We start from the raw sequence: 26,540 nt of genomic DNA, 5'->3' as shown, positions 1-26,540 counted from the left end.
ACCGCATTCATCGCTGAATTATCAGACGCCGTCAGAGTTTGCAGCACGGTGGCGGAATGGAAAATGTGAGGGTAAACAAACCGACGTTACTAACTGAAGGTTGTATCTAATACTGGGGGCAGGTCAGATGCGAAACACTCAGTTCCAGAGTATTAGAAACAAAAAAAGCCGCCTTTAAGCGACTTTAATTTGCATACATGGTGCCGAAGGCCGGAATCGAACCGGCACGCCTCGCGGCGGTTGATTTTGAATCAACTGCGTCTACCGATTTCGCCACTTCGGCACTGAAGGGTATGCGGAAAACGTTGAGGATTATACCGTTACCCCCTGTTTCCGCAACCCTTATCCGCAGGCAGTGGTGCAACTGCTGAAAAAACCGTCTTTTGGGTTCTCAGGTTCACCTGCTTAACCCGAAACAGGCTTCACGTCCGTTACCAGCGTCGGCAGATCCCAGGTGCCGCCCGCATGGATGTAACGACACATGCCGGTCCCGCCGTCATAGCTTTTGCGGAAAGCCTTGCCATCCCATACCCAGCTCTCCTGGCTCATGCAGTCCCCGATACCCCGTCCTTTCTGCACACTGGTAATCTCGCCCTTGTCATAATCCGACCCGGAAATGGTCACCAGTTCAGGCTTTCCTTTTAGCTGATTATCGATGACCCAGTAGCCATAGCCTTCGTTATAAGCGGCACGCCAGCAGAGCGCCGAAAGCAAAGCGTGTGTGTCATCCAGTGGCGTAAGCGTGAGTCCGTCAGTTTCAGGGTCACTGTTTTCTGCAGGTGAATACAGGCTGTCGCATGTGTCATCATCATTATGATTGACCGTTGCAAGCAGTCGGGTTTTAAGCGCGTCGCTCTCCGAGGCAGTCAGCAAACGCGGTTCGCCGCCGAGGGTTTTCGCTGCCTGGATAACCGGTGCGGGCACAGCCTTAACCACGCTGCTTTCCGGTTTATTGCCCTTTTTGGTGAGCGCACCTGGCGTGCCGATACGGCCCTGTACGTCGTCCGCTTTCAGCAACACGGCATACGCGCCTTCGCCGGAAAGCTGGAATGGCCTGGTGCCGCCTTTAAATTCAACTTTACCGCTGCCCTTGACGGCGCTAATGACAGCAGCGGTCTGACTGGCAGACATTCGCCAGTTGTCATCGGCCGCCACCAGATCGCCAGCGGATTTCCCATCGATCCACAGCGTCAGCTTTTCCGCCGGTTCGCTGTCATCTTCGGTGTCGCCGAGCGTCACTTCGCCCACTGTCTCCGTTGCGGGTCCAGCGGCACGGGTGAGCAGGATGGAGCCGGAGGGGTCCTCTTCTTTGGCATAACCCGCAATGCGGCAGGTCCGAGTGTTATCACAGACAACTTCCCAGTCTTTGTGCTCAAGCGTTTTTCCGCTCTGGGCGGCCTGAGCCGACAGGGAGAGCATGGCCAGTACGAAAAGCATCGGTTTACAGTTCACTTTAATCCCTCAGGTTTTATTTCTGTCCGGCCTGCACAGATAGCGCCTGATTATATCGAAGAGAATTTGACGTCGTTATCCGTTTTTATTGCCCTCCCCCACAACGCAAAAGAGCCAACCTTGCGGTTGGCTCTTTCTTGCATCTTCAGCATCGGGTATCAGCGATACCCATTAGCGCCTGTCGTTGTCAGGATGAGCGCCTCAATGCGAATGATCATGCAGCTTATGCTCCACCTTATCCTTCACTTCGCCAGCTTTGTCCTTCACCTTATCAGTCAGGCTCTCTTTGTGGTTGCGGTTATGCGCTGCTGGTGACTGCGTAGCGACGGCAGGTTTTACCCCTGCGGTCGTACCCGGCAGTTCGCTCTCCAGACCACCTCGTGCATGGTCGATGTCCACTTCCTGACGACGCACCGTGTCGTTAATGGTCTCGGTACGATCGCTGCCGTCGGTACGCACCACCACTTCTTCTTTAACGTGGGTCGTTTTGTTAATCACCGGCTGCTCATGGGTCTCAGCGACTTCGACGGTTTTCTCAGACCAGTCCACTTCTCCGGCCAGTGCCGGTTCATTCACCGAGCGACGGAAGATGTCAGCGTGCTGCTCATGCAGCGAGATATCTTCAGAAACGTTATCGGTCACGGTATAGCGTCGTACGCGGGTGGAACCTTCGCTTACCAGACGTTTGCCCACTTCGATCTGCTCTTCGGCCAGACGCAGAATATCAGCTTCGCTCTCATCACCGGTCAGTGAGGTGCGTAGCGGCTCAGCCGGGCGGTCGTTGGTCTCACCGGCAAACTGCTTACCAGCGGTCGGGTTGATGCCGGGCGCGGTGGTGCCGTTCTCAACGGAGCTTTGCATACGTGACGGCACATCCACTGAGTCATGAGAATGGAGAATCGTCATGGCGCGGGCCAGCTTCTCTTCCTCGGTGCGGATGGTCAGCACGACGCCGCCCTTGTCCATTGCTCGGGTATAGACATCTGCCTCATCTTTATCGACGTCATGCCCAAACAGACGCTGCCACAGGCTCGGATGGCGGATAGACTGCCCTTCCTGCTGCAAACGTTCTCCACTGATAAGACTGATGTCCCGATCAGAAAAGCCTGCTTTCACGAGATTTCTTTTCGCGGCCTCTGCCTGAATTGCAGAATCGAACAGTGTTACGATTTTTTCCTGTGCCATGATAGGTTCCTCTCTGTTAGCTGATTTGATCGTCATCTCTCTCAACGTTCACCTGCTGCTCACGTCGGGTCACCACTTCCTGAAAAGGAACATTCTCCTGCACTTTTCGGATGTGGATTTCCTCTTTAAGCACCAGCTTTCTGACGATTTGGATTTCTTCCTCGACTACCGGGACAATCAGTACACCGTTCTCTTCCCTGATTTCGGGCATCGTTTCAACGGGCTGTGCTTTCACTACATGCTTAACCTCAACCTTCTCCTGGGTAAGCAGTGTACTGATGACCTCGTCATGTTCAGTTGTGGAACGGGTAACGCGGACATGTCCATCCACAATCTTTTGCTTCGTCAGGGCTATTTGCTCTTCAGCGAGTTTAAGCGTGACCTCTGCATTATTATTGTGCTCTGGCTGTCCAGCCATAATAACTCTCCCGTTAATTTTAAATATCGGCCACAACTGCCTGACACAGTGGTTAAGCATGAACACCCTCACGATTTTCGCAAGGCAGAATAATAAAAAATTTTGCGGGCACGATTTAATTTCGGCACGAAAAACCTCGTCTGAAACCCGTAAACTCTCTTTCCCTACCGCTACGCTAAAAATAAAAATCCCTTATAAAACTGCAAGTTGTGAAAAATTAATTGCATGGGTAAATATTAACACCGCAGACGCAAAGGATTATAAATCCGCTTATAGAAAAACGAATTTTTTAATTCAGACCAGGACAATTCCTGATAAAAGCGGAGAGAATATTAAAGAATGTTTCAGCCGGAGAGATAATTAACGCATCAGGGAGAATCGCCTCACGAAATAATAACCCCCGTGCTCATATGAATATTTTATCGTCTTTATTACAGAAGATTCCCAAAGCGTTATTTATGAAGGAAGTTCAGGAACTTTCTGGACGTCAGGCTCTCTTAGCAAAACTGAATACGCAGATACTGAGGTTAAGATGAAACAGGCACAACGCAGTGCATGGATGTTGGGCATGGCGGCACTTCTGGTGGCAGGCAGTGCATCAGCGGCAAGCTGGCAGGATCAGCTGAGCAGTGCAGCGTCGCAGCTCAGCCAGCAGAATAACGGCAGCACCACCAGCACCACCCAGCAGAATGGCGGCATGTCGCTCTCTACTATTACCAGCATGCTGGGCGGCGGCGACAAAGCGGTCAGCGCCAACAGCATGACCAATGCCGCCGGTGTGATGCAGTACTGCGTCGAACATAACGTGGTGAAAAACAACGTGCAGTCGGTGAAAGATCAGGTACTGAGCAAGCTCGGTCTGAACACGGCTACCGCGCAGGAACAGAAAACCGACTACACCCAGGGCGTGGCAGGACTGCTGAACACCGGGAACGGCCAGCAGCTCAATCTGCAAAGCCTGAGCAACTCACCGATGGGTGAGAAGCTGAAAACCAAAGCCTGCGACGTGGTCCTGAAGCAGGGCAAAAACTTTATCTCCTGACCCCTCTTCTCTTCTCTCCCCTCTCTTCTCTGAGGGGAGCGTTAAACCCCGCTTTGCTGTGATGCCTGACATTCCCTTAACCTGGGGTTGAGCGCTATAGTGTTGTTTTGGTTTCTACAGGACAGCACGCATGAAAGGCATCAACATCGCACTTTACTTCGACCCCGATCAGATTCAGGCCTGCGTTCATGAACAGGACGGCAGCTATCTCAGCAAAAAATTCGAGTATGACGATGGCGTGATTGAAGAGATCTACCAGTGGCTGGAGCAGTACGAACCCAAACGCACCCACATCTGCCTGATTGAAAATGAAACCGCCGAACTGCTGGCCGATGAGCTGGTCGACAGCGGCTATCGTGTCCATCAGGTCACCATGCACCAGCTGCTGAGCTGGTTCGCCGCTGAACCGCCTTCCACGCCAGACGGCACGCCGATGCGCGCCATGCTGCGCTTCCTGGAAGATGAACATCCGCGTGAATATGAGTCGCGCACGCCGCAGACCGAAGCGCTGATGGAGATGTTCGACGAGCTGGATGCGCTGGAGATGGTCGACGACGGCGATGACGAAGACGCGCTGCCAGGCGATCTGCTGCGCGCCATGAAGAAGCACAAAATCACCGCCAGCGCCGCGGCCCAGCGTCTGATGCCGGACGTCAATGAGCGTATCCGCGAACATCTTATGCAGTATCCCGAACTGATGACGCCCGAAATCCTGCAGGACTTCTTCCCGGAGCTGCTTGAGGCGCTGGAGCGCCCGAAACACTAACCAGGGAGATCGGACATGCTGGAGCTGATTAAAGCGGTCGGCCTGGGGCTGGTCGTCATTCTGCCGCTCGCGAATCCGCTCACCACCGTGGCGCTGTTTTTAGGGCTGGCGGGTGACATGAACTTCCAGGAGCGCAACCGTCAGGCGCGCCAGGCTTCCATCTACGTTTTCGCCATCATGATGGTGGCGTGGTACGCGGGCAGCGCAGTGCTGAACACCTTCGGTATCTCTATACCGGGTCTGCGTATGGCGGGCGGTCTGATTGTCGCCTTTATCGGCTTCCGGATGCTGTTTCCGGCGAAGCCCGCAGGTCATTCGGTCGAAGCGAAACATAAACTGGATGAGCTGGATGGGGCCAAAGAGCCGGTGAATATCGCCTTTGTGCCGCTGGCGATGCCAAGCACGGCGGGACCGGGAACCATTGCGATGATCATCTCCTCTGCCTCAACGGTGAGAAGTGGCGTCGATTTTCCCGCCTGGGTGATCAGTGTTGCGCCGGTGCTGACCTTCCTGCTGGTGAGCCTGATCCTGTGGATCTCGCTGCGCAGTTCGGGGGCCATCATGAAGCTGGTGGGCAAAAGCGGTATTGAGGCGATTTCACGCCTGATGGGATTTTTGCTGGTCTGTATGGGCGTGCAGTTTATCATTAACGGCGTACTGGAAGTGGTGCGCACCTTTCACTAATCCGGGTTTTCCCCTCTCCGGACAGGCAGAGGGGAAAGCGCGATTACTTCAGCGTTTTACGCACTTCAGCAACCTGATCTTTGCTCACCGCAGGCGCGGTATTGCTCCAGCCCTGACGAATAAAGGTCGCCAGCTGCGCGACTTCATCATCACTCAGACGCTGGGCAAAGCCCGGCATCGCCAGTTTCGACGGGGCTTTCGCGGTGGAAGGCTGCTGTGCGCCCGCCAGGATGGTGTGAATCAAGCCGGTTGGATCTTTGGCATTGACGATCGTCGCCTGATCCAACTCCGGGAAGATCCCCGGTGCGCCTTTGCCGGTCACGAAGTGACAGGCACCACAGTTATCCAGATAGAGACGCTCGCCTTCGCTGAGGTTCTTCGCGACGGTGAGTTTCGCTTCCGTTGCCTGCTGCGCCTGCACGTTAAAGGCCTGCAATGGCGGATTGCCGCCCAGGAACTTCAGGTAGGCCGCGATAGCTTTGAGATCGGCATCGGTCATGTGTGAGCTGCTGTGCTCCACCACCGAGGTCATCTCGCCGCCTACTGCCGCTTTATCGTTACGGCCGGTCTGCAGGTAATCGATGACTTCCTGCTCGCTCCAGTGTGGCAGACCACGCAGTGACGGCACATCCCAGTTATTCAGGCTGCCGCCCGCCAGGAATTTATCGTCACCGCTATCCAGCGCTTTCTCGTTCATGCCCAGACCACGCGGCGTATGACAGCTGCCGCAGTGACCCAGACTCTCCACGATATAGGCACCGCGGTTAACTTCGGCTGATGCACCGCCAATCGGCTGGAACGGCTTATCGGACGCGAACGCCCAGTTCCAGAACCGCATGCCCCAGCGCTGGCTGAACGGGAAGCTCAGATCGGTTTCCGGTGGCTGTTCTGCGCTCGGCTGCACGCCTTTCATGAAGTAGACGTAGAGCGCGTGGATATCGGCATCGCTGATTTTGGCGTAGTCAGGATATGGCATCGCCGGATAGAGATGCGATCCGTCCGGTAATACACCCTTGCGCACCGCATCAGAGAACTGCTGCTCGCTGTAGTTGCCGATACCATACTGCTTGTCCGGCGTGATGTTGGTGGAGAAGATGGTGCCGAGGTTCGACTCAATCGCCAGTCCACCCGAATAGGCCGGTTTGCCGGGCAGCGAGTGGCACGCCATACAGTCGCCCAACCGCGAGAGATACTCGCCCTGCTTAATCAGTTGCGCTTCATCTTCGGCGTGAACCGGCAGCGCAAATCCGCTGGCCAGCAGCACCGCGTTAGCAAAAATAAAAGACTTCAGTTTCAGCTTATTCATGCGCTTATGCCTGTACCAGTGGGCCGGGATTTTTCAGGTAGTGATCTTTGATCGCCTGCGCCGCCATCAGAGTAATCGCACCGATGGTATCGGTCGGGTTCGCCTGGAAGTTCTGCGGGAAGGCGTTGCCGCCGGGCACAAAGACGTTATGCACATCCCAGCTCTGCAGATACTTGTTCAGCGCCGAGGTTTTCGGGTTATCGCCCATTACCGCGCCGCCCACGTTGTGCGTAGAGACATATTTGGTGATATCGAAGTCCGCGCCCATCGGCAGGAAGCTCATGCTCATGCTGTCCGGGTTCAGCTCTTTGGCGATGTTGCCGACGATGCCTTTCAGATGCTGCTGCAGCTTCAGCTCGTTCTCTTTCCAGTTAAACGTCATACGCAGCAGTGGCAGGCCACGGTGATCGTTGTAGTTCGGATCGAGATCCAGATAGATGTCGCGATAAGACTGGCAGGTGGTGGTGATGCTGATCTTCATCGAATGGCCGTACCACTCCTCCAGCCCTTCCTTGTAACCCATGCCCCAGGTCGGGGTGCCTTTTGGCAGCGCGGTGCTGATCGGCGTGCCGGTTGCCTGTGAGCTGTGGATCTTCGCGCCGCCCAGGAAGCCGAGTGAAGGGCCGTCGAAGTTGCCTGGCGAGATATCGTTAAACATCTGGCCGGTCGCGCCCGCAGTCGCATACGGATTAAAGTTTTTATCTTTGAAGAACAGCGTTGCGCCGCCGTTCGACAGGAACGCGTAGTTACGGCCTACCACGCCCTCTTCGGTAATCGGGTTGTAAGGTTTGCCGATGCCGGAAAGCAGCATCAGGCGCACGTTGTAGAGCTGGAAGCTGCTCAGTACCACGATTTTCGCGGGCTGGAAGCACTCATTGCCCTGCGCATCGATGTAGATTACGCCTTTGGCGGTTTTCTTATCATCGTTCAGCACGACCTTAATCACTTCCGCATTCACTTCATACGAGAAGTTCGGCATCCGCTTCAGCGAATCCATCACCGCCGTCTGCGGCGACGCTTTGGAGTAGTTCAGGCACGGATATTTACTGCAGTAGCCGCAGTAGTTGCACGGTGCGATCTGGTTGCCGTACGGGTTTTTCCACGCACGCGATACACATGCTGACGGGTTCGGGAACGGGTGGTAACCGAGTTTGGTCGCCACCTCTTTGAACATCACGTTGTTCAGCGTGTCATCCAGCGCGGGCAGCGGATAAGGCTCGGAACGCGGGCCTTCAAACGGGTCGCCGCCTTCCAGGATTTTGCCGCGCAGGTTGCCGGTGTTACCCGACTGGCCGCAAATCAGTTCAAATTTGTAAAAATAGGGCTCGATCTCTTCCCAGCTAAACGGAAAGTCCATCACCCGCATATCTTCCTGCAGAATGCCCGGCTTGTAAGCCTCGTCAACGTAGGTTTTGAGTTTGATATCGGTCGGCGTCGGACGGATCAATACCGCCGTCCAGTGCAGGCCGGAACCGCCTACGCCAGTGCCTGGTGCAAACGCGCCCCATTTACGGGTTGGCAATGCCGTCTGGCTGCTGTTGTAGCGCACGGTGACCGCCACTTCGGCGGGTGTGGCAAACACTTTGTTGCGCACCGCATAGGCGTATTCATCCGCCGGTTTCGGGTAGGCGAACTCGTCATAATCGCGATCGCCGCCGCGCTCCAGGGCGCGCACGTCCAGACCTGCCAGTGCCAGCTCGATGCTCATCAGCGAGCCTGCCCAGCCGAGGCCGCAGACCACGACGTCGACTTCTTTTTTAGTAACCTGTGCCATGATAATCCTGTTTACCTGATGTGGAAGCGCTTATGCGCGTTCACCTTTGATGCTGACGGGGCCGAGCGGATAAGGAACGTTGTGCTGTTTCACCCATTCGGTGAAGCTGGCACGCGCGCCCGGGAATCCGATGGCGATCCAGGCTTTCATGCCTTTATTACCGCCGTACATCGGGTCGGCCAGGTAGCCATGCTTAGTATCGGAAAGCAGCTGGCTGAAGAAATGGGAAGGTTTAAGATCGGCTTCACCCAGCGCGGCAAAGTCGATCTCGTTTTTGTTGACCTGGGTCAGCACCGCATCTTTCTCTTCCAGCGTCAGCGCATGAAACGCTTTCTGGTGCGTGTTCTGCGACCACTGATTGATCAGCCGGATACCGGTCTGATACATCTGCTGGGGACGGAACGGGATCTGATAACCCATCGTGGCGGGTGCTTTCGTGTTGAAAGGCCCCTGCATATAGATTTCGCTGCCAAACGCTTCGCTGTGCAGCTGCTGATCGATAAAGATCGGCACGTTGGTTTCCAGCGCGCCCGGCGCTTTACCTTTGCCGCCCGCCGGAATCAAACGGTCGGTGGCGGCCAGAATGAACTGCCATTCGTCGGCACTAAAAAAGATCGGTTTGTAATCGGCTAACTCGGGTGCGGCCATCTCTGCAGCCTGTGCCGCAGTCATGCCTTTCAGGACCAGCTCACTTAATGGCAACGCCAGCAGTGAACCGAGCAAAAATTTACGCCTGGTGGTGGGTTTTTCTAAAAGCATATCCGCACGACTCTCATCTGCTAAATACCCGCTTACTGTGTTATGACGCTGAAAGGCCGGGTGCAGGCAGGAAACTCTCCGCAGAGATAAACGCGCACAGCACAGACAATGGCAGAACAGAGAAGGCAGGTAGAATTATGGTTCGGTGACTAACGGAACATATCGGTTAATAGCCTGGCAATATTAGGGATATAACCATGTCTGAATGTAAAAATTGAATTTAAAATGTGTCGCAGTGAAAGTTTATCATGGTGTTGCGGAAGGGTTACGGATAGGTAAAAGATTTACAGCGAGGAAATTGCGTATGAAACCGCATAAACATCGGGTATTTAGCCTTTTTGACGCAGAAGCCACGGATATTATTTTCCTCCCGTCATCATCACGCCGAATAACCGATAAAAAAATATCATACTTCCATACAAGAGAATCATTCTCATCGTTAACACTATAGTGACTCTGATGGCCATACAATCAGACAGTGCGCAAATTGTGATCGCCTGAGTAAATCCTGCTTTATTTCGCCTGCTGTAAAATGACGCTGAAATAATGACAGACGGACATTATCTTAATTTGTGTTTTTGCCTGAATAACTAAGCAAGTAATTGTGCAAAGCTCATAACAAAGCGGCATTTTGAGATTATCCGGCACCCGATAAAGTAGAGTGATCAACGACTCAGGATAACTCTCGATGCGCAAAACGCTACTCTCACTCTCTTTATTGACTGCACTGGCACTGATTCACCCGGCACAGGCCGCAACGCCTGCCGACACGCTGGTGGTCGCCGTGCCACTCGATGGCATCATCAGTTTCGATCCGGCGGAAAGTTTTGAAACCGTCAGTAACAGCAGCCTGCGCAATATCTACCAGACGCTGCTGGAGCCGAATCATCAGAACCCGCAGCAGCTCTCGCCACTCGCCGCCACACGCTGGCAGGCCGGAAAAACGCCGCGCAGCCTGGTATTTGACCTCAACCCGCAGGCCCGTTTCGCCAGCGGTCATCCGCTGACCGCGCAGGATGTGGTCTTCTCCTTAACCCGCGCGGTGAAGCTGAATAAAGCGCCCTCTTTTATCCTGGGGGAGTTTGGCTGGACGCCGGAAAATATCGATCAGCAGTTCACGGTGATCAGTGACCACCAGCTTGAGCTGCGCTGGCCCGCTGAAATTGGCAGCGATCTGGCGCTGCGCCTGCTGACCGCGCCGGTCGCCTCCATCGTTGACAGTAAACTGGCCCAGGAACACGTCAGCAATAACGATTACGGCAACGCCTGGCTGAAAACGCGCTCGGCTGGCAGCGCGGCGTATGCCATCAAACAGTTTGTCCCGCTGCAAGCGCTGGTGCTGGAAGCTAACTCTTACAGCACGCAGAAGCCGCATCTGAAGCGGGTATTGCTCAAGGGCGTAGCCGATGCCGGCAGCCGCCGACTGCTGCTCCAGCAGGGTGATGTGGATGTCGCCTATCAGCTTGGTCCGGACCAGATAGCCGCGCTGAAAACACAGGCAAATGTGCGGGTCGATGCCTTCCCGTCCAGCCTGGTTTATTACATCGGCTTAAACACTCAGAGCGCACAGCAACCGGCACTGGGAAATCCGGCCCTGTGGCAGGCGGCACGCTGGCTGGTGGACTATGACAGCCTGGCAAATCAGCTGCTGAAAGGTCAGTACCGCATCCATCAGAGCTTCCTGCCGGATGGCTTCGATGGTGCACTGAACACCACGCCGTTCCATTACGATCTGAAAAAGGCGCAGGAAATCCTGCAGAAAGGCGGCATCAAACCGGGCACTCACATCGCGCTGACGGTGGTGAACCAGCCGCCTTATATCGATGTGGCGCAGGCGCTGCAGGCGAGTTTTGCCAAAGCGGATGTGCAGCTCGATATCCAGCCGGTGGCGGAATCGGAGCTGTGGAGCAAAATGCGCAGCCGCGACTTCCAGGCAATCTTCACTTACTGGGGCGCGGACTATATCGACCCTAACACCAATGCCAGCACCTTTGCTTCTAACGTGCCAGGCGGCGGCAAAACCCTGGCATGGCGTGTCGGCTGGACCATTCCGGCGCTGAGTGCACAGACCCGCGCCGCCGCCGGAGAGAGCGATGCGGCTAAACGCCGTAGCCTCTATACCGGGCTGCAAACCCGCATCCAGCAGGATTCGCCGTTTATCGTACTCTTACAGGGCGCGACCCAGGTGGCGGTGCGCAGCAACCTCAGTCATCTGCAGCAGGGCATCGGCGTCAGCCTGCTCAATTTCGAAGAGGTCCAGAAGTAATCCTGCCTTTCAGGCCGCTGCTCTGCGGGCAGCGGCCGCGTTTTTGACGAATTGTTCTCCTCCTGTCTATGCTCCGCTTGCTATCCTTCAGGCATAATCCTTTGACTGAGAGTGGAAAACCATGACTTCCCCGCTACTGATTGCCCGTACGCCAGACGTCGAACTTCATCTGTTACCGCAAATGGCCAACCGTCACGGTTTAATTACCGGTGCGACCGGCACCGGGAAAACCGTGACGCTGCAGAAGCTGGCCGAATCGTTCTCCAGCATTGGCGTGCCGGTCTTTATGGCTGATGTTAAAGGCGATTTAACCGGCGTGGCGATGGCGGGCCAGTCCAGCGAAAAGCTGCAGGAGAGGCTGGCGAAAATCGGCGTCACCGACTGGCAGCCGCAGAGCAATCCGGTGGTGCTGTGGGATATCTTCGGCGAGAAAGGCCATCCGGTGCGCGCCACCGTTTCCGATCTCGGTCCGCTGCTGCTGGCGCGCCTGCTGAATCTGAATGAAGTACAGAGCGGCGTGCTGCAGATTATTTTCCGCATCGCCGATGATCAGGGTCTGCTGCTGCTGGACTTCAAAGATCTGCGCGCCATGACGCAATACATCGGTGACAACGCCAAAAACTTCCAGACCCACTACGGCAATATCAACAGCGCCTCGGTGGGCGCGATCCAGCGCGGATTACTGACGCTGGAGCAACAGGGTGCGGAACACTTCTTTGGCGAACCGATGCTGGATATCGCCGACTGGATGCGCGTCGACAGCAACGGTAAAGGCGTCATCAACATCCTCTCCGCCGAGAAGCTCTACCAGATGCCAAAACTCTACGCCACCAGCCTGCTGTGGCTGCTGTCAGAGCTTTACGAGCATCTGCCGGAAGCGGGCGATCTCGATCAGCCAAAGCTGGTGTTTTTCTTTGATGAGGCGCACCTGCTGTTTACTGACGCGCCAGCCGTCCTGCTGGAAAAAATCGAGCAGGTGATGCGGCTGATCCGTTCCAAAGGCGTCGGCGTCTGGTTCGTCACTCAGAACCCGGCAGATATTCCCGACCGGGTGCTGGGACAGCTCGGCAACCGCGTCCAGCATGCCCTGCGTGCCTTCACGCCGAAAGATCAGAAAGCGGTGAAAACGGCCGCCGATACGCTGCGCGCCAACCCGGCGTTTGACAGCGTGGAAGCGATTCAGGCGCTGGGCACCGGCGAAGCGCTGATCTCCTTTCTGGATGCCAAAGGCAGTCCGTCGGTGGTGGAACGCGCCATGGTCATTGCCCCAGGCTCGCGCATGGGTCCGGTCACCGGCGATGAGCGTAACGGCCTGATCAACCACTCGCCGCTCTATGGCAAATATGACACCGAAATCGATCGCGAATCGGCGTTTGAAAAGCTGCAAAAAGGCTTCCAGGCCGCCAGCGATGAGGCGAGTGCGCCACCGGCCAAAGGCGACGCTGTCGCAGTCGATAATGGCATTCTCGGCGGTCTGAAAGAGATCCTGTTCGGTCACACCGGCCCGCGCGGCGGCAAACACGATGGCGTGGTGCAGACCATGGCGAAAAGCGCCACCCGCCAGATCACCAATCAGATTATCCGTGGGGTGCTCGGCAGCCTGCTGGGTGGCCGTCGCCGATGAATCCCGCTCTCTGCTAAGATCAGGTTATGGATAAACACTACGAACTGAAACGGATGAAACGCCTGGCGCTGCTGTTGCTGCTGCTCGCCGTCGCCACTTTTATCGTCACCCTTTTTCTGCCGCCTGGCTTCTGGGTCAGCGGCGTCAAAGCGATTGCGGAGGCTGCGATGGTCGGCGCACTGGCGGACTGGTTTGCCGTGGTGGCGCTGTTCCGGCGCGTGCCGGTGCCCTTTATCTCGCGCCATACCGCCATCATTCCGCGTAACAAAGATCGTATCGGTGAAAACCTCGGGCGCTTTGTGCAGGAGAAGTTTCTTGATACCGACTCTTTGCTGAATCTGATTCGCCGTCACGATCCCTCAAACCTGCTGGCACAATGGCTGAATGCGCCGGGCAACGCCGACCGCGTTGGCCGCCATCTGCTTCAGGTGATGCGCGGCTTTCTGGATCTCACCGATGACGCACGGATTCAGACCTTTATGCGCCGCGCGGTGCATCGCGCCATCGACAAGGTCGATCTCAGCCAGACCAGCGCCATGGTGCTGGAAAGCCTGACCAAAAATAACCGTCATCAGGCACTGCTGGACGCGGCCATCGACCAGTTGCTGAAGTTATTGCATAAGCCCAGTACCCGCGAGTTTATCGCCATGCAGCTGGTGCGCTGGCTGAAACGCGAGCATCCGATCAAATCCAAAATGTTGCCGACTGAATGGCTGGGCGAACACAGCGCCGAGCTGGTGGCAAACGCGGTCGATTCCCTGCTGGATGATGTGGCGCTGGATCAGGGCCATGAGCTGCGCCTCGGCTTCAACCGGGCGGTTGATAAACTGATCGTTAAACTGCAGACCGACCCGGAAATGGCGGAGCGCGCCGAAGAGATTAAGGGCTGGCTGAAAGAAGATGCTTCATTCAATCGCTACATCGGCGAACTGTGGAATGATATGCGCAACTGGCTCAAGGCCGATCTCAGCAGCGATGATTCGCGCGTGCAGGAGAAAGTGCGCGGTGCAGCCCTGTGGCTCGGCGAAACCCTGGCCGCCGACCCGGCGCTGCGTGACTCCATGAACCAGCATCTGGAACAGGCGGCGCGCAGCGTTGCGCCGGAGTTTGCCAGCTTCCTGACGCGTCATATCAGCGACACCGTGAAGAGCTGGGATGCGCGCGATATGTCGCAGCAGATTGAACTTAACATCGGCAAGGACCTGCAGTTTATCCGTATCAACGGTACGCTGGTCGGCGGCACCATCGGGCTGATTCTCTATCTGCTGTCGCAGCTGCCCGCTGCCCTGCCCGCACTGTCAGGCTGGATAAATAGCGTGGCGTAACGCCGTTTCAGGCCACTGCAGTACTCCTCCGGCTGGCAGACATAAAACGATGGGCGCATACGCCTGTCGTAAAGCATTGCCGGGCATGGGTAGCGTCGTTGTGGAAAGCGCAGGCTCCCTGAGCCTTACACGGGTCGCAAAAAAGGCCGCTTGCGCGGCCTTTTCTTTTACTGCATTCATTGCGCTTAGCGCCGCTTAATCAGCATAAACAGACTGATCGCGAAGAACGCAAAGCTCGGCAGAATCGCCCCCAGAATCGGCGGCAAGCCGTAAACCAGGCTCAGCGGACCGAAAATCTGGTCCAGCACGTAGAACAGGAAGCCGAAGCTGATACCGGTTACGACACGCACTCCCATCGACACGCTACGCAGCGGACCGAAGATAAACGACAGCGCCATCAGCATCATCACCGCCACCGACAGCGGCTGGAAAATCTTGCTCCACATATTCAGCTGATAACGTCCCGCTTCCTGGCCGCTCTGCTTCAGATACTTGCTGTAGCTGTGCAGACCGCGAATCGACAATGCGTCCGGATCCAGCGCCACCACCCCCAGCTTGTCCGGCGTCAGATTGGTTTTCCATTCGCCACTCAGACTCTGTGAACCGGTAATCTGCTTCGGATCGGTCAGATTTGACTCATCGACCTGTGACAGCATCCAGCGCTTCTTAGCCGCATCCCAGGTCGCCGTCGCCGCGTAACGCACGCTCTGCAGACGACGCTGATCGTTAAAGTTATAGATGCTCACCCCATCAATTTCGTTGTCGCCTTTGATGCGCTCAATATAGATGAAGTTATTGCCATCTTTTGCCCACAGACCATTCTGCGTTGAGACCAGTGCGCCGCCATAGAGCTGCTGCGCCCGATAATTACGCGCCATCTGCTCGCCCGATGGCGCAACAAACTCACCAATCGCCATGGTCAGCAGCACCAGCGGGATCGCCGTTTTCATCACGGACAGCGCCACCTGCATGCGGGTAAAGCCCGCCGCCTGCATCACCACCAGCTCACTGCGCTGCGCCAGCGCGCCCAGTCCCAGCAGCGCGCCCAGCAGGGCCGCCATCGGGAAGAAAATTTCAATATCTTTCGGCACGCTCAGCAGGGTGTAATAACCGGCACTCAGGGCGCTATAGCTGCCCTGACCGGTTTTACGCAGCTGATCGACGAACTTGATGATGCCAGAAAGCGACACCAGCATGAACAGCGTCAGCATGATGGTATTGAAGATGGTTTTACCGATATAGCGGTCAAGTACGCGAAACATCAGACCGACCCTCCGCGGGTAAAGCGGGCGCGAATCCGACGCATCGGCACCGTATCCCACAGGTTAAGGAGCACCGCCAGCACCAGATAACTGATATTCACCACCCACATCCAGAGTGCCGGATCGAGCCGCCCTTTCGCCCCGCTCGACTTCAGCGAGCTCTGCAACAGGAAGAAGATCAGATAGAGCAGCATGGCGGGCAGCATCGACAGCACGCGACCCTGACGCGGGTTCACTACGCTGAGCGGCACCACCATCAGCGCCATTACCAGCACCGCAAACACCAGCGTCAGACGCCAGTGCAGCTCGGCCTGGAAATCCGGTGTCTTATTCGCGAGCAGGTCAGTCATGCTGGCCTGCTCTGCATCGTTAGGATCGAGCGTTGCCGCTTTATATCCCACGATGGCCTGATAGTTGGTGAAGTCGGTAATACGGAAATCACGCAGCAGCGCCGTGCCCTCAAAGCGGGTGCCTTTATCCAGCGTCACCACCTGCGAGCCATCTTTATGCTGCTCCATGTGACCGCTGTCTGCCAGCACCACCGAAGGACGCGCATTGCCTTTTGGCCGTAACTGCGCCAGGAACACGTTACCGAAATTATTGCCCTTCACATCCTCCACAAACAGCACGGCACTGCCGTCGCTGGAGGTCTGGAACTGTCCGGCAGCCATCGCTGCAGCACCTGGGTTCGCTTTGGCGTTCTGCGTCACCTCATCCTGATAGCGGGATGACCACGGCCCCAGCCAGATGACGTTCACCGCCGCCACTATCGAGGTAAACAGCATCAGTACCATCGCCGCCTTTACCAGGACGGCCTTACTCAGGCCGCAGGCGTGCATCACGGTAATTTCACTTTCCGTGTAGAGACGCCCCAGGGTCATCAGGATCGCCAGAAACAGACTTAAGGGCAGTATAAGTTGTGCCATTTGAGGCACACCGAGTCCTAACAAGGTCAGAACGAGGTTTGTCGGCACTTCGCCATCCACCGCGGCTCCCAGGATCCTGACTAACTTCTGGCAAAAGAAGATGAGTAGCAGGATAAACAGGATAGCCAGCTGGCTTTTGAGCGTTTCCCGAACCAGATATCTAATGATGATCACGCTTAGTACGCCTGTGAAAACTTGTCTTTTTGCAGGAAAATCGCTAGTTTCAACGCTTATCAGCCATTTTTCTTCATCGATGGCCGTCGCCGTAGCTAAATTTGTATGAAAAACGCGTCCGGGTGGTGAAAAAACAACATCTTGTCACCCTGATTCATTATGACCTCCAGCGGCAGAATGTCATGCTGCGACGATGAATAAATGGGTCATGAGCGCGCTACATTCTAGCGGCAGCAGCGGCCGTTGTCTTTAAGATTCAGGAGAGTGCATGGAGTTCAGTGTAAAAAGCGGAAGCCCGGAAAAACAGCGCAGTGCCTGCATTGTCGTTGGCGTTTTCGAACCGCGTCGTCTGTCACCGATTGCCGAGCAGCTGGATAAAATCAGCGATGGCTACATCAGTGCCCTGCTGCGCCGCGGCGAGCTGGAAGGAAAAGTGGGCCAGACACTGCTGCTGCATCATGTGCCAAATATCCTGTCTGAGCGTATTCTGCTGATTGGCTGCGGTAAAGAGCGTGAGCTGGATGAACGCCAGTACAAGCAGGTCATTCAGAAAACCATTAATACGCTGAACGATACCGGCTCTATGGAAGCGGTCTGCTTCCTGACCGAGCTGCATGTCAAAGGCCGCAATACCTACTGGAAAGTACGTCAGGCCGTGGAGACCTCAAAAGAGGCGCTCTACAACTTTGATCAGCTGAAAAGTAATAAAGCCGAGCCGCGTCGTCCGCTGCGCAAACTGGTATTTAACGTGCCGACCCGCCGTGAGCTGACCAGCGGCGAACGCGCTATCCAGCATGGATTAGCGGTCGCTGCCGGCATGAAAGCCGCTAAAGATCTCGGCAATATGCCGCCAAACATCTGTAATGCCGCCTATCTGGCGTCACAGGCGCGCCAGCTGGCTGATGCCTTCAGCAAAAATGTCACTACTCGCGTGATCGGCGAACAGCAGATGAAAGAGCTGGGCATGAACGCCTATCTCGCTGTCGGTGCCGGTTCGCAGAACGAATCGCTGATGTCGGTGATTGAATACAAAGGCAATCCGGATGCTGAAGCGCGCCCGATTGTGCTGGTGGGTAAAGGGCTGACCTTTGACTCCGGCGGCATCTCCATCAAACCTGCCGACAGCATGGACGAAATGAAATATGACATGTGCGGCGCGGCTGCCGTCTATGGCGTGATGCGTATGGTGGCAGAGCTGAATCTGCCGCTGAACGTGGTGGGCGTGCTGGCGGGCTGTGAAAACATGCCGGATGGCCGCTCAATGCGTCCGGGCGACGTGCTGACCACCATGTCTGGCCAGACAGTTGAAGTACTGAACACTGACGCCGAAGGCCGTCTGGTGCTGTGCGATGCGCTGACCTACGTGGAACGCTTCGACCCGGAAGTGGTCATTGACGTGGCAACGCTGACCGGAGCCTGCGTGATTGCGCTGGGCCATCACATCAGCGGTTTGCTGTCGAACCACAATCCGCTGGCGCATGAGCTGATCAGCGCCTCGGAGCAGTCAGGCGACCGCGCCTGGCGTCTGCCGATGGCGGATGAGTTCCAGGAGCAGCTGGAGTCCAACTTTGCCGATATGGGCAACATCGGTGGCCGTCCTGGCGGCGCGATTACCGCCGCCTGCTTCCTGGCACGCTTTGCCCGCAAATATAACTGGGCGCACCTGGATATCGCCGGTACCGCCTGGCGTTCCGGCAAGGCCAAAGGTGCCACCGGACGTCCGGTGCCGATGCTGTCGCAGTTTCTGTTGAATCGGGCAGGATTGAACGGCGACGACTAAGCGCCCTCTTTTCTGACAGCAGGGGCGGATGTGAATCCGCCCTTGATCTTCTGATGAGCTAACCGATGAAAAACGCAACCTTCTACGTGCTGGAAACCGATGCCCCGAGCGATGGCCTGAGCGCCGTTGAAGCGCTGGTGTGTAATCTGGCGGAAACACGCTGGCGGGCCGGAAAGCGGGTGTTGATCGCCTGCGAAGATGAACAACAGGCCATTCGTCTTGACGAAGCGCTGTGGCAACGACCGGCAAACGCATTCGTGCCGCACAACCTGGCGGGTGAAGGCCCGCGCTACGGTGCGCCGGTTGAGCTGGCCTGGCCACAGCGTCGCGGCAGTTCACAGCGCGACCTGCTGATTAGCCTGCTGCCCCACTTCGCAGATTTTGCTACTGCTTTCCATGAAGTGATAGACTTCGTTCCTTACGAGGACGCTCTCAAACAACTGGCGCGCGACCGCTACAAAGCGTATCGCAGCGTTGGATTCCAATTGAATACGGCAGCGCCACCACAGCCGCAAACGACATAGCAGAAATGGAAAAGACATATAACCCGCAAGATATCGAGCAGCCGCTTTACGAGCATTGGGAAAAGCAGGGCTACTTCAAACCGAATGGCGATACCAGACAGGAAAGCTTTTGCATCATGATCCCGCCGCCGAACGTCACCGGTAGCTTGCACATGGGTCACGCCTTCCAGCAAACCATCATGGACACCATGATCCGTTACCAGCGCATGCAGGGGAAAAATACCCTGTGGCAGGCGGGTACTGACCACGCGGGCATCGCTACGCAGATGGTGGTTGAGCGCAAAATTGCGGCTGAAGAGGGCAAAACGCGTCAGGACTATGGCCGCGATGCGTTCATCGAGAAAATCTGGCAGTGGAAAGCGGAGTCCGGCGGCACTATTACCCGTCAGATGCGCCGCCTGGGTAACTCCGTCGACTGGGAGCGCGAGCGCTTCACGATGGACGACGGCCTTTCCAACGCCGTGAAAGAGGTGTTTGTTCGCCTCTACAAAGAGAACCTGATCTACCGTGGCAAACGTCTGGTGAACTGGGATCCTAAGCTGCGCACCGCGATCTCCGATCTGGAAGTGGAAAACCGCGAGAGCAAAGGCTCCATGTGGCATATCCGCTATCCACTGGCTGATGGCGCAAAAACCGCCGACGGTAAAGATTACCTGGTGGTCGCGACCACCCGTCCGGAAACCCTGCTGGGCGATACCGGCGTGGCGGTCAACCCGGAAGATCCTCGTTATAAAGATCTGATTGGCAAATTCGTGATGCTGCCGCTGGTTGGTCGTCTGATTCCTATTGTGGGCGACGAACACGCCGACATGGAAAAAGGCACCGGCTGCGTCAAGATCACCCCGGCGCATGACTTCAACGACTACGAAGTCGGTCGTCGTCACAAGCTGCCAATGATCAACATCCTCACCTTCGACGGTGATATCCGCGACCGCGCCCAGGTGTATGACACCAACGGCGAAGCCAGCGATGCCTGTTCCGATGAGATCCCGGCGGCTTTCCAGAACATGGAACGCTTTGCCGCGCGTAAAGCAATTGTTGCCGCTGTCGATGAGCTGGGCCTGCTTGACGAGATCAAACCGCACGACCTGACCGTACCTTACGGTGACCGTGGCGGCGTGGTGATCGAGCCGATGCTGACGGACCAGTGGTATGTGCGTACCGCGCCGCTGGCGAAAGTGGCGGTTGAAGCCGTTGAGAATGGCGACATCCAGTTCGTGCCGAAGCAGTACGAAAACATGTACTTCTCCTGGATGCGCGATATTCAGGACTGGTGTATTTCCCGTCAGCTCTGGTGGGGTCACCGCATTCCGGCGTGGTATGACAACAACGGTAACGTCTACGTTGGCCGTACCGAAGAGGAAGTGCGCGCGGAAAACAACCTGGCCGCCGATGTGGCGCTGCGTCAGGATGATGACGTGCTGGACACCTGGTTCTCCTCAGGTCTGTGGACCTTCTCCACCCTGGGCTGGCCGGAGAATACCGAAGCGCTGCGCACCTTCCATCCAACCAGCGTGCTGGTCAGCGGCTTCGACATCATCTTCTTCTGGATTGCCCGCATGATCATGCTGACCATGCACTTCATCAAAGATGAAAATGGCAAACCGCAGGTGCCGTTCAAAACCGTCTACATGACCGGTCTGATCCGCGATGAAGAAGGCCAGAAGATGTCAAAATCCAAGGGCAATGTGATTGACCCGCTGGATATGGTCGACGGCATCTCGCTGGAAGCGCTGCTGGAAAAACGTACCGGTAACATGATGCAGCCGCAGCTGGCCGAGAAGATCCGCAAACGTACCGAGAAGCAGTTCCCGAACGGCATCGAGCCATCAGGCACCGATGCGCTGCGCTTTACGCTGGCGGCACTGGCCTCAACCGGTCGCGACATCAACTGGGACATGAAGCGCCTGGAAGGGTATCGCAACTTCTGTAACAAGCTGTGGAACGCCAGCCGCTTTGTGCTGATGAACACCGAAGACCAGGATTGCGGACAGAACGGCGGCGACATGATGCTGTCGCTGGCGGATCGCTGGATTTTGACCGAGTTCAACCATACGGTGAAAGCCTACCGTGAAGCACTGGACAGCTACCGTTTCGATATCGCTGCGAACATTCTGTATGACTTCACCTGGAACCAGTTCTGTGACTGGTATCTGGAGCTGACCAAGCCGGTGATGAACAGTGGCAGCGAAGCGGAGCTGCGCGGCACCCGTCATACGCTGGTTCACGTGCTGGAAGCGCTGCTGCGTCTGGCGCACCCGATTATTCCGTTTATCACTGAAACCATCTGGCAGCGCGTGAAGGGGCTGAAAAATATCAGCGACGACACCATCATGCTGCAGCCTTTCCCGCAGTACGATGCGGCGAAAGAAGATGCGGAAGCGAAAGCCGATATCGAGTGGATGAAGCAGGCGATCGTTGCCGTGCGTAATATCCGTGCGGAGATGAACATTGCGCCGAGCAAGCCGCTGGATGTGCTGCTGCGTGACTGTTCACCGGCTGCCCAGCGCCGCGTTGAAGAGAACCGCAACTTCCTGTCGCGCCTGGCGCGTCTGGAAAGCCTGACCATTCTGCCGGCAGGCGAGAAAGGTCCGGTCTCGGTCACTAAAATTGTGGAAGGCGCAGAGCTGCTGATCCCGATGGCGGATCTGGTCGACAAAACCGCTGAGCTGGAGCGTCTGGCGAAAGAGCTGGTTAAGCTGGATGTGGAAATCGAAAAGATCGAGACCAAGCTGGCGAACGAAGGCTTTGTTTCGCGTGCGCCGGAAGCGGTCGTTGCGAAAGAGCGCGAACGCGTGGCAGACCTGCAACAATCAAAAGCAAAACTGATTGAACAGCAGGCGGTCATTGCGGCGCTCTGATTGATTCGCTGCTCTGAAAAAACCCTGCGCTCTGGCGCGGGGTTTTTTATTTATAAACGACTCTTAAGGGAAAATATTTAGTGCTTTTGAGTTTCAAATAATGAGGAAAATACAGCACCTGTTCTAACCTGCTCGCTTTTCGCTAATAAACAATACTGGCTCATGTCAGTTAACTTCTTCTTGGCTTTTTCATCCACCTGCCAGGCAAAGGCATTTTTTTTCAACGCTAACTCTCTTAGCATCTTAATATTTTTTGGGCAGATGAGATGAGTTTCTCCATTTGAGAAAAGTTCTACGCCCTCAATAATACGGTCTGAGCCAGAGACCTTACTCGCACCCCAAATATCCTGTGGAAAATAATGCGCAGGGAAAATTTCAGATTTGAAAGCAAAGGCCCTTTCGTGCCATGAAGCCATTCCAACTATTTCAATTGATCGTTGATTAATCTGTATAAGCTGAACAGAAAATATGGCGAAGATTGCAATTACTATTGCTGGAGAAAGAGCCATAACGGGTTTTATGCCGTGGTGTACTTTCTTTTTATACATCACAAGTGAAAGTAAAACAGGCATAAAAAGCAATAAATACAACACTAAAAATATAAAATACTCAGTCAACGAACCGCTTTCTGAAAAATAAACACCGCCCTGTAATAAATATGCAAGTGGGAGTGTTGATATTATAGCAACCAGGAGAGAATATAAGATGTAGCATGCATTAACAAAAACAGCGCTAAGCCTAATATATAGCATCGTAAATTTCATTTTTTTTATAATAGATTCTTCAATGAATTTAATTTTTATTACCTCTAACCGAGATAGAGCTTTACGTCGGTTTTCTTGTCTTTTACCATTAAGAAAATAATTAAATATAACATGTATCAGTGACGCTGCAGCAGTAGTCGTTATTAAAAGCCACCATGAATAAGACATAACCTCGAATAACAATAATGTAAAGGCAGTAACAACCGCAGTTAAAGCAGTTATGGCACAGCAGCCTTCGTTATATTTCCTATTGAATCGATTCCCTTTACTATTTTGCATGCCGGAAAGTGAACAAAGCACTGACGGAACTAGCAAGACAATTGAAAATACGCCAAAAAAGAAAAGAGAAGTTATCAGAATGGCAATCACACCAGTTACATTATTTATAATAAGAGGAAATACATCAACCCTACCAATCCATTTAAAATAACCCCATACATTCATAAACCCCATTATAATAAAAAGTAAGGAAAGATCTTTGATGATTTTTAGATTGAATTTAAAAAACATAACGTGTGGCTCCTTGCCCTGTGGTGAATATTGCTTTTAGATGACGATAATGTTACTTGTGGTAAATGTTTAACCGATTCGCATAACTCAATCCCAACATGATTTCTGACTCTCAACACCTCCAGGTGCGGCCAATTACGGCCGCCGATAATCCGCATATTGCCCAGGTGATCCGTGATGTTTCTGCGGAGTTCGGCCTGACGGCTGACAAGGGCTATACCGTATCCGATCCCCAGCTCGACCAGCTGTTTGAGCTCTACAGTGCCGGGCAGAGCGCCTACTGGATTGTGGAGTATCAGGGCAAGGTCGTGGGTGGCGGAGGCGTGGCGCCTCTCGCCTGCAGCGCGCCCGATATCTGCGAACTGCAAAAGATGTACTTTCTGCCTGCGGTGCGAGGTCAGGGTCTGGCGCGCGAACTGGCGCTGCGGGCGATGGAGCATGCACGCAGCCACGGCTTCCGTCGCTGCTACCTTGAAACGACCGCCAGCCTGACGCGGGCCATTAAACTCTATGAGTCGCTGGGCTTTGAGCATATCGACGGCGCGATGGGCTGTACCGGCCATGTCGACTGCGAAGTGCGCATGCTGAAACTGCTGTGACAATCGGGGCAGACAGCCCCCGCTGATATGATTGAATCAGAACGCCGGAACGCCGCTGTGAAAGCGTAATTCGTTATCGGGTTCGCTGATTAACCGCCCTTCTGTCACGCCAATCGCCTGCACCCGCGGCGTGATATCTTTACCGGCAATCTGCGCCGCCAGGGTCAGATAGTCCTGATAATGCCGCGCCTCGGAGCGCAGCAGCGAAATATAGAACTTCGCCAGTTCATCATCAAGATACGGTGCCAGACTGGCGAAACGCTCGCAGGATCGCGCCTCAATGTAGGCACCACAAATCAGCTTATCCACCAGCGTTTCCGGCTCATGGGTGGTCACTTCACGCAGCAGCGATTTGGCATAGCGGCTGGAGGTGATCTTCTGATAGACCAGCCCGCGCGACTGCATAATTTCCCACACCTGATAGAAGTGATGCAGCTCCTCTTTAATCAGCAGCACCATCTTCTCCACCAGTTCATCCGCCCACGGCAGCGCATTGCGCACGATGATGCGTTTCGTCAGATTTTTATGGGCGTTGATAAAGTCGCTGTCGCCATCTTCGCGGAAGATAAAATCTTCATAGGGCTTGAGCCACGCCAGAATGGCATCGCCGCTGGGTTTGTCAGCGACATATTTGCGGATCAGCCACACCGCTGTCTGGGCGGCTTTCAACTCGCACACCAGATGGTCGGTTAACAGCAGGGTCAGGTTTTCCGGCTTCCGCGCCTCATCAATCCAGGCCTGTGGCGTACGGCAGTGCAGAAACTGATAAATCGGTTCGAGTAAGGGTGCGTAATTCATGATGTCAGAACAGGGGTGGCAGAAGTGACAGGCGGAGAACTCTCCGCCCCGGCTACTTAGTGGCGAATACCATCATCATCTTCATCTTCGATGGCGTCGTCATCTTCGTCTTCATCTTCGGCATCAGGATCTTCGAAATAGGTGCCCCAGCCGTCGTAGTCGACGTTGTACTTACCAATCAGGTTCACCAGCTGCTCAACCTGCACATCGATCAGTTCAGGCTTCAGCGCAGATTCGCTGATGATGTCGACACACATCACGGTTGTGCCATCTTCCAGCTCCAGCTCTTCCGGCTCAGTCACCTCATAACCCAGCTTGAACGCATCAACCGCGGCTTTTTCCAGTGAATCAAAATTATTGCATGAGAGATGATGCTCGATGGTATAGAGCGCATCAGGATCGCTGCCATCCTCCAGCAGCTCTTCGATAATCTGCCGCGTCTCTTCCTGCTGCTCTTCCAGTAATGCTTCATATGCCATGACAATGTCCTCTCTGAGTTCGGCAATAATCAATTATTTTCCCACACTGCCTGTCGCGCCACTACACAAAACGAAAAGTTTATTGGCTCCAGACTTGAAAATGCATATTCATACGGTTAAATTGAATTTTAATTCATTTTGATGGTTACCGGAGTGTTGTATGAGTCAGCTGTATCAGCGCCATTTCCTCAGGCTTCTGGATTTTACCCCCGCCGAAATCGATCACCTGCTTTCCCTTTCCGCTGAATTAAAACAGGCGAAAAAAAGCGCCAGCGAAGTGCAGTATCTGAAAGGCAAAAACATCGCGCTCATCTTCGAAAAAGACTCGACCCGTACCCGATGCTCTTTCGAAGTTGCCGCTTACGATCAGGGTGCAAACGTGACTTATCTTGGTCCGAGTGGCAGTCAGATCGGCCATAAAGAGTCAATGCGCGACACCGCGCGGGTGCTGGGCCGCATGTACGATGGCATTCAGTATCGCGGTTACGGCCAGGAGCTGGTAGAGACGCTGGCGGAACATGCCGGTGTGCCGGTGTGGAACGGTCTGACCACCGAGTTTCACCCAACCCAGTTGCTGGCCGATCTGCTGACCATGCAGGAGCATCTGCCGGGCAAAAAGCTCAGCGAGATGACGCTGGTTTATGTTGGCGATGCGCGCAACAACATGGGTAACACCATGCTGGAAGCCGCCGCTCAGGTCGGTCTGGATCTGCGTCTGGTGGCACCGAAGAGCTGCTGGCCAGAGGACGAACTGGTGGCGCAGTGCCGCGACGCCGCGCAGCAGACCGGCGGTAAAATTACTCTCACCGAAGATATTGCTGATGGCGTAAAAGACGCTGACTTTATCTACACCGACGTCTGGGTGTCGATGGGCGAAGCCAAAGAAGTCTGGGCCGAGCGTATTGCCCTGCTGCGTGACTATCAGGTTAACCGCGCGATGCTCGATCTGACCGGCAACCCACAGGTGAAATTCCTGCACTGCCTGCCCGCTTTCCACGACGACCAGACTACATTGGGCCAGCAGATGGCAGAGCAGTACGATCTGCCCAACGGCATGGAAGTGAGCAACGAGGTGTTTGAGTCGCCGCACAGCATTGTGTTCGACCAGGCCGAGAACCGGATGCACACCATCAAAGCGGTGATGGTCGCCACGCTGGGTCAGCGCTGATCGTCCGGCGGCAGGCGGGCTGACGCCATAGGTTGTCGCCCACCTGCCGCCACGGCCCTCTCGCAGCGCAAACGTTTTCCTCTTGCCGCCCCAC

At 55.1% G+C, this 26,540-nt stretch carries 23 protein-coding genes and 1 tRNA gene; 12 read left to right on the top strand and 12 right to left on the bottom strand.

Annotation, left to right across the window (positions count from 1 at the left end; translation table 11 throughout):
• Positions 1-198 precede the first annotated feature (198 nt).
• The 4 genes from F3I20_RS20810 to F3I20_RS20795 form a co-directional block, all read right to left on the bottom strand.
• A tRNA-Leu gene (locus tag F3I20_RS20810) sits at positions 199-283 on the bottom strand.
• A gap of 122 nt (positions 284-405) precedes the next feature.
• Complete coding sequence (locus tag F3I20_RS20805) at positions 406-1,437, bottom strand: DUF1176 domain-containing protein (RefSeq protein WP_150038501.1); 1,032 nt, start codon at positions 1,435-1,437, stop codon at positions 406-408.
• A gap of 216 nt (positions 1,438-1,653) precedes the next feature.
• Complete coding sequence (locus F3I20_RS20800; protein ID WP_150038499.1) at positions 1,654-2,637, bottom strand: YsnF/AvaK domain-containing protein; 984 nt, start codon at positions 2,635-2,637, stop codon at positions 1,654-1,656.
• Positions 2,638-2,653: 16 nt separating this feature from the next.
• On the bottom strand, positions 2,654-3,055 hold the full coding sequence (locus F3I20_RS20795; RefSeq protein WP_150038497.1) for a DUF2382 domain-containing protein: 402 nt from the start codon (positions 3,053-3,055) through the stop codon (positions 2,654-2,656).
• A gap of 58 nt (positions 3,056-3,113) precedes the next feature.
• On the opposite strand from F3I20_RS20795, the gene F3I20_RS20790 reads away from it, so the two are divergent.
• From F3I20_RS20790 to F3I20_RS20775, 4 genes are all read left to right on the top strand, one after another.
• Positions 3,114-3,419, top strand: a complete 306-nt coding sequence (locus tag F3I20_RS20790; protein ID WP_150038495.1) for a hypothetical protein — start codon at positions 3,114-3,116, stop codon at positions 3,417-3,419.
• Between the two features lie 168 nt (positions 3,420-3,587).
• Positions 3,588-4,097: a YjjA family protein gene (locus F3I20_RS20785; protein ID WP_150015873.1), complete on the top strand. Its 510-nt coding sequence runs from the start codon at positions 3,588-3,590 to the stop codon at positions 4,095-4,097.
• 130 nt (positions 4,098-4,227) lie between these two features.
• Positions 4,228-4,863, top strand: a complete 636-nt coding sequence (locus tag F3I20_RS20780; RefSeq protein ID WP_150015874.1) for a hypothetical protein — start codon at positions 4,228-4,230, stop codon at positions 4,861-4,863.
• Between the two features lie 15 nt (positions 4,864-4,878).
• Positions 4,879-5,547: a MarC family NAAT transporter gene (locus F3I20_RS20775; protein WP_150015875.1), complete on the top strand. Its 669-nt coding sequence runs from the start codon at positions 4,879-4,881 to the stop codon at positions 5,545-5,547.
• Between the two features lie 43 nt (positions 5,548-5,590).
• Here F3I20_RS20775 and F3I20_RS20770 read toward each other — a convergent pair whose 3' ends face one another.
• Genes F3I20_RS20770 through F3I20_RS20760 form a run of 3 tightly spaced genes read right to left on the bottom strand, consistent with a single transcriptional unit; the run spans position 5,591 to position 9,386 of the window.
• On the bottom strand, positions 5,591-6,853 hold the full coding sequence (locus F3I20_RS20770; protein ID WP_150038493.1) for a c-type cytochrome: 1,263 nt from the start codon (positions 6,851-6,853) through the stop codon (positions 5,591-5,593).
• A gap of 4 nt (positions 6,854-6,857) precedes the next feature.
• The gene (locus F3I20_RS20765) at positions 6,858-8,627 is read right to left on the bottom strand and encodes a GMC family oxidoreductase (RefSeq protein WP_150038491.1); all 1,770 of its coding nucleotides are present in this window, start codon (positions 8,625-8,627) and stop codon (positions 6,858-6,860) included.
• 30 nt (positions 8,628-8,657) lie between these two features.
• Positions 8,658-9,386 (bottom strand): gluconate 2-dehydrogenase subunit 3 family protein, encoded by a 729-nt coding sequence (locus F3I20_RS20760; RefSeq protein ID WP_095706284.1) that lies wholly within the window; start codon positions 9,384-9,386, stop codon positions 8,658-8,660.
• Between the two features lie 688 nt (positions 9,387-10,074).
• On the opposite strand from F3I20_RS20760, the gene F3I20_RS20755 reads away from it, so the two are divergent.
• From F3I20_RS20755 to F3I20_RS20745, 3 genes are all read left to right on the top strand, one after another.
• On the top strand, positions 10,075-11,652 hold the full coding sequence (locus F3I20_RS20755; protein ID WP_150038489.1) for an ABC transporter substrate-binding protein: 1,578 nt from the start codon (positions 10,075-10,077) through the stop codon (positions 11,650-11,652).
• A gap of 121 nt (positions 11,653-11,773) precedes the next feature.
• On the top strand, positions 11,774-13,276 hold the full coding sequence (locus F3I20_RS20750) for a helicase HerA-like C-terminal domain-containing protein (RefSeq protein WP_150015880.1): 1,503 nt from the start codon (positions 11,774-11,776) through the stop codon (positions 13,274-13,276).
• A gap of 26 nt (positions 13,277-13,302) precedes the next feature.
• Positions 13,303-14,601: a DUF445 domain-containing protein gene (locus F3I20_RS20745; protein WP_150038487.1), complete on the top strand. Its 1,299-nt coding sequence runs from the start codon at positions 13,303-13,305 to the stop codon at positions 14,599-14,601.
• Positions 14,602-14,786: 185 nt separating this feature from the next.
• Here the strand turns inward: F3I20_RS20745 and lptG are convergent, their stop codons facing one another.
• The gene (gene lptG / locus F3I20_RS20740; RefSeq protein WP_033731354.1) at positions 14,787-15,863 is read right to left on the bottom strand and encodes an LPS export ABC transporter permease LptG; all 1,077 of its coding nucleotides are present in this window, start codon (positions 15,861-15,863) and stop codon (positions 14,787-14,789) included.
• On the bottom strand, positions 15,863-16,963 hold the full coding sequence (gene lptF, locus F3I20_RS20735; protein ID WP_150015882.1) for an LPS export ABC transporter permease LptF: 1,101 nt from the start codon (positions 16,961-16,963) through the stop codon (positions 15,863-15,865). The genes lptG and lptF overlap by 1 nt, the downstream gene beginning before the upstream one ends.
• Before the next feature lie 268 nt (positions 16,964-17,231).
• On the opposite strand from lptF, the gene pepA reads away from it, so the two are divergent.
• The 3 genes from pepA to F3I20_RS20720 all read left to right on the top strand — a co-directional run bounded on the left by pepA (position 17,232) and on the right by F3I20_RS20720 (position 22,128).
• On the top strand, positions 17,232-18,743 hold the full coding sequence (pepA, locus tag F3I20_RS20730) for a leucyl aminopeptidase (RefSeq protein ID WP_009092357.1): 1,512 nt from the start codon (positions 17,232-17,234) through the stop codon (positions 18,741-18,743).
• Positions 18,744-18,808: 65 nt separating this feature from the next.
• The gene (locus tag F3I20_RS20725; protein ID WP_090963995.1) at positions 18,809-19,267 is read left to right on the top strand and encodes a DNA polymerase III subunit chi; all 459 of its coding nucleotides are present in this window, start codon (positions 18,809-18,811) and stop codon (positions 19,265-19,267) included.
• A gap of 5 nt (positions 19,268-19,272) precedes the next feature.
• The gene (locus tag F3I20_RS20720; protein WP_150038485.1) at positions 19,273-22,128 is read left to right on the top strand and encodes a valine--tRNA ligase; all 2,856 of its coding nucleotides are present in this window, start codon (positions 19,273-19,275) and stop codon (positions 22,126-22,128) included.
• A gap of 77 nt (positions 22,129-22,205) precedes the next feature.
• Here F3I20_RS20720 and F3I20_RS20715 read toward each other — a convergent pair whose 3' ends face one another.
• On the bottom strand, positions 22,206-23,402 hold the full coding sequence (locus F3I20_RS20715) for a hypothetical protein (protein ID WP_150038483.1): 1,197 nt from the start codon (positions 23,400-23,402) through the stop codon (positions 22,206-22,208).
• Between the two features lie 98 nt (positions 23,403-23,500).
• On the opposite strand from F3I20_RS20715, the gene F3I20_RS20710 reads away from it, so the two are divergent.
• Positions 23,501-24,001, top strand: a complete 501-nt coding sequence (locus F3I20_RS20710) for a GNAT family N-acetyltransferase (RefSeq protein WP_150038481.1) — start codon at positions 23,501-23,503, stop codon at positions 23,999-24,001.
• 36 nt (positions 24,002-24,037) lie between these two features.
• On the opposite strand, the gene miaE is transcribed toward F3I20_RS20710, so the two are convergent.
• Both miaE and rraB read right to left on the bottom strand, forming a co-directional pair.
• Entirely contained in the window at positions 24,038-24,799 is a 762-nt protein-coding gene (gene miaE / locus F3I20_RS20705; RefSeq protein WP_150038479.1) for a tRNA isopentenyl-2-thiomethyl-A-37 hydroxylase MiaE, read from the bottom strand.
• Between the two features lie 56 nt (positions 24,800-24,855).
• Positions 24,856-25,278: a ribonuclease E inhibitor RraB gene (gene rraB, locus F3I20_RS20700; protein WP_013359940.1), complete on the bottom strand. Its 423-nt coding sequence runs from the start codon at positions 25,276-25,278 to the stop codon at positions 24,856-24,858.
• A gap of 160 nt (positions 25,279-25,438) precedes the next feature.
• Here rraB and argF point away from each other — a divergent pair, with 160 nt between their 5' ends.
• Positions 25,439-26,446 (top strand): ornithine carbamoyltransferase, encoded by a 1,008-nt coding sequence (argF, locus tag F3I20_RS20695; RefSeq protein ID WP_150038477.1) that lies wholly within the window; start codon positions 25,439-25,441, stop codon positions 26,444-26,446.
• Positions 26,447-26,540 lie beyond the last annotated feature (94 nt).

The organism is Candidatus Pantoea gossypiicola, assembly GCF_008632075.1.
GTDB lineage: Bacteria > Pseudomonadota > Gammaproteobacteria > Enterobacterales > Enterobacteriaceae > Pantoea > Pantoea gossypiicola.
The sequence above is the reverse complement of the archived record's forward strand: the minus strand, read 5'-3'. Positions and strand labels throughout refer to the sequence as shown.

Excerpts from the sequence above, each read along its gene's own strand:
- F3I20_RS20805 (WP_150038501.1), bottom strand. The coding sequence starts at position 1,437 with ATGCTTTTCGTACTGGCCATGCTCTCCCTGTCGGCTCAGGCCGCCCAG.
- F3I20_RS20800 (WP_150038499.1), bottom strand. The coding sequence starts at position 2,637 with ATGGCACAGGAAAAAATCGTAACACTGTTCGATTCTGCAATTCAGGCA.
- F3I20_RS20795 (WP_150038497.1), bottom strand. The coding sequence starts at position 3,055 with ATGGCTGGACAGCCAGAGCACAATAATAATGCAGAGGTCACGCTTAAA.
- F3I20_RS20790 (WP_150038495.1), top strand. The coding sequence starts at position 3,114 with ATGAACACCCTCACGATTTTCGCAAGGCAGAATAATAAAAAATTTTGC.
- F3I20_RS20785 (WP_150015873.1), top strand. The coding sequence starts at position 3,588 with ATGAAACAGGCACAACGCAGTGCATGGATGTTGGGCATGGCGGCACTT.
- F3I20_RS20780 (WP_150015874.1), top strand. The coding sequence starts at position 4,228 with ATGAAAGGCATCAACATCGCACTTTACTTCGACCCCGATCAGATTCAG.
- F3I20_RS20775 (WP_150015875.1), top strand. The coding sequence starts at position 4,879 with ATGCTGGAGCTGATTAAAGCGGTCGGCCTGGGGCTGGTCGTCATTCTG.
- F3I20_RS20770 (WP_150038493.1), bottom strand. The coding sequence starts at position 6,853 with ATGAATAAGCTGAAACTGAAGTCTTTTATTTTTGCTAACGCGGTGCTG.
- F3I20_RS20765 (WP_150038491.1), bottom strand. The coding sequence starts at position 8,627 with ATGGCACAGGTTACTAAAAAAGAAGTCGACGTCGTGGTCTGCGGCCTC.
- F3I20_RS20760 (WP_095706284.1), bottom strand. The coding sequence starts at position 9,386 with ATGCTTTTAGAAAAACCCACCACCAGGCGTAAATTTTTGCTCGGTTCA.
- F3I20_RS20755 (WP_150038489.1), top strand. The coding sequence starts at position 10,075 with ATGCGCAAAACGCTACTCTCACTCTCTTTATTGACTGCACTGGCACTG.
- F3I20_RS20750 (WP_150015880.1), top strand. The coding sequence starts at position 11,774 with ATGACTTCCCCGCTACTGATTGCCCGTACGCCAGACGTCGAACTTCAT.
- F3I20_RS20745 (WP_150038487.1), top strand. The coding sequence starts at position 13,303 with ATGGATAAACACTACGAACTGAAACGGATGAAACGCCTGGCGCTGCTG.
- lptG (WP_033731354.1), bottom strand. The coding sequence starts at position 15,863 with ATGTTTCGCGTACTTGACCGCTATATCGGTAAAACCATCTTCAATACC.
- pepA (WP_009092357.1), top strand. The coding sequence starts at position 17,232 with ATGGAGTTCAGTGTAAAAAGCGGAAGCCCGGAAAAACAGCGCAGTGCC.
- F3I20_RS20725 (WP_090963995.1), top strand. The coding sequence starts at position 18,809 with ATGAAAAACGCAACCTTCTACGTGCTGGAAACCGATGCCCCGAGCGAT.
- F3I20_RS20720 (WP_150038485.1), top strand. The coding sequence starts at position 19,273 with ATGGAAAAGACATATAACCCGCAAGATATCGAGCAGCCGCTTTACGAG.
- F3I20_RS20715 (WP_150038483.1), bottom strand. The coding sequence starts at position 23,402 with ATGTTTTTTAAATTCAATCTAAAAATCATCAAAGATCTTTCCTTACTT.
- F3I20_RS20710 (WP_150038481.1), top strand. The coding sequence starts at position 23,501 with ATGATTTCTGACTCTCAACACCTCCAGGTGCGGCCAATTACGGCCGCC.
- miaE (WP_150038479.1), bottom strand. The coding sequence starts at position 24,799 with ATGAATTACGCACCCTTACTCGAACCGATTTATCAGTTTCTGCACTGC.
- rraB (WP_013359940.1), bottom strand. The coding sequence starts at position 25,278 with ATGGCATATGAAGCATTACTGGAAGAGCAGCAGGAAGAGACGCGGCAG.
- argF (WP_150038477.1), top strand. The coding sequence starts at position 25,439 with ATGAGTCAGCTGTATCAGCGCCATTTCCTCAGGCTTCTGGATTTTACC.